General features: G+C 71.4%; 2 protein-coding genes. Both read right to left on the minus strand.

Annotated elements, in window-relative coordinates:
- Positions 1–526 (minus strand): DUF501 domain-containing protein (locus DSP71_RS19315; RefSeq protein WP_113681847.1); only part of this gene is annotated, 526 nt, incomplete at its 3' end.
- Positions 527–573: 47 nt separating this feature from the next.
- Positions 574–1054 (minus strand): septum formation initiator family protein (locus DSP71_RS19320; protein WP_258546561.1); only part of this gene is annotated, 481 nt, incomplete at its 5' end.

The following is a 1054-nucleotide window of genomic DNA, read 5'->3' on the forward strand; positions in this document are numbered from 1 at the left end:
CCGCGTCGCGGGTGGCAGCGCCGGGGTCTTCGCAGCGGCAGACGGCGGGCGACCAGGAGGAACGCGCGAGCGCCGCGTCGCCGATCGGGTTCACTCCAGGACCGGCGGCCAGGGCATGCCCGGCCAGGGCGTGCAGGCACTTGACGCGCGTGGGCATGCCACCCGCGGAGATGCCGTCGATCTCGGGGACCTCGCCGAACTCGGCACGATCCGCCAGGTAGGCCTCGTGGGCTGCGAGATAGGCCGCAGCCATGTCCTCGTCCTCGGCGATGAGTGCGGCGAGCTCGGGCATCACCTGGGTGGCTTCCAGCGTCGACATCGCCGCCGTCGCCGCAGGGTGCGTGAGGTAGTAGAACGTGGGGAACGGCGTGCCGTCCGGCAGGCGCGGCGTCGTGGCGACCACCGTCGGGTTGCCGCAGTCGCAACGGGCCGCGATACCCACCACACCCCGGGCGGAACGGCCGAGCTGGGCCGATACGACGGCGAGTTCTGCGGGCGTGGGGGCGGGGAAGGGCGGCGTGGTCACCCCACCAGCGTAGGGGAGGCTGCGGGGAAGATGCTCGGAGCGGATGCTCAGCGAGTGACGGCGGCGGTGTCGCTGAGCCCGGACGACACGAGGGTGCGCAGCAGCTGCGGCATCCAGTCCGTCGGCTTCTCGACGAGCGTGTCGCTCACCGGCTCCTGCTCCCGCGGGAGTGCAGCAGGATCGAGGTCGTTGTCGATCAGGTAGACGACCTCGCCTGGTTTCACGTAATAGAGGCGCTCGCGGGCCTGCGTCGTGATGTACGCGGGGTCGTTCCAGCGCTCGCGTTCGGCTTCGAGCGCCGCGATCTGGTCTTCGCTCACCTGCACGGAGGCCTCGAGGGCTGCGATCTTCTGGCGCTGGTCGATGAAGGTCCCGAGCGTCGGCACCAGCACCCACGCACCGAGCACCACCAGCGAGAGCATGATGACGGAGAAGGCGGAGAGGCGGATGCCGGAAGCCCACTCGCGCACATCGACGCGGGGGGCTCCGCCTCGGCTCCCCGCCGCCGCGCGCGCGGTCGAAGGCGCC

Source organism: Microbacterium sp. H6, from assembly GCF_003314775.1.
In the GTDB taxonomy this organism is placed as follows: domain Bacteria; phylum Actinomycetota; class Actinomycetes; order Actinomycetales; family Microbacteriaceae; genus Microbacterium; species Microbacterium oxydans.